1 protein-coding gene is annotated in these 1048 nt (G+C 60.2%); it reads left to right on the plus strand.

All coding sequences use genetic code 11. The features are described 5' to 3' along the window. Positions 1-1037, plus strand: a 1037-nt coding sequence (locus tag JAO29_RS23095; RefSeq protein WP_334270642.1) for an alcohol dehydrogenase catalytic domain-containing protein, incomplete at its 5' end; no start/stop codon positions are given. Positions 1038-1048 lie beyond the last annotated feature (11 nt).

The following is a 1048-nucleotide window of genomic DNA, read 5'->3' on the forward strand; positions in this document are numbered from 1 at the left end:
CGGCCGGAAGGAGCACCACGATGAAAGCTGTAGTCGTTACCACCACCCGCGAGTTGGAAGTCCGCGACGTGCCCACGCCCACCAATGCGCCGAGCGACCACCTGCTCGTGCAGATCGAGGCCGCCGCGATCAACCATGGGGATAAGACGTTTCTCAAGATGCCGGCAGCGACCACCGGTTTGAACACAAGCCGGTATGACATTTGGGGAGCCTCAGCTTCAGGCCGTGTGCTTGCGGCCGGTGCAGGTGTGCCGGAAGACTACGTCGGCAGAAAAGTGGCGATCTACCGCTCGCTTACCCCAAGTGCCGAGACGATCGGCCTCTGGTCTGAGCGTGCCGTCATTCCTGTCACAAGCTGTGTTGTTCTGCCGGAAGAGCTCTCGGTCGAGGAATACTCCGGTTCGCTCGTGAACGTGATCACGGCATACGCCTTCCTGGAAGAGGCGGTATCCGCCGGACACACTGGAGTGATCGTGACGATAGGGGGCTCAGCGACTGGATTGGCGCTCGCCGCGCTTGCTCTTCGCCGGCAGATTCCTGTGCTGTTCCTTGTCCGGTCGCGAGACGCTGCGGATGCTTTGCGGGAGATGGGACTCGAGCATGTGCTTGTGACGAACGATGCCGGGTTCGACGAAGACTTCGAGCGGCGCGCAGCGGAACTGGGCACGACTGCTGTCTTTGACGGCGTGGGCGGAAAGCTCGTCACACGCATGGCACCGCGCTTGCCGCGGAACTCCACGGTATGGTTCTACGGCTTTCTTGCCGGACCAGAACCGGTTGCGGTGCCTTCGCTGGTGTACATGGCGAAGAACCTGACGATGAAGCCGTTCAGCAACTTCAACAGTGCTACGGCGCGCGACACAGAGAAGCTACGCGTGGCGCTTGAGTTTCTTCGGGGCCAGATTGCCGACCCACTCTTTCGGACAAAGGTGGGCAAGACGTTTTCCCTGGACCAGATACAACAAGCCATGGAGTACGAAACGCAGCCAGGGACCAAGGCGGTTCTTCTTCCTCAGCCAACGAAAAAGTTTGTATGAGGTGGGGACGA

This window comes from Edaphobacter sp. HDX4 (assembly GCF_036877565.1).
In the GTDB taxonomy this organism is placed as follows: Bacteria; Acidobacteriota; Terriglobia; order Terriglobales; family Acidobacteriaceae; genus Edaphobacter.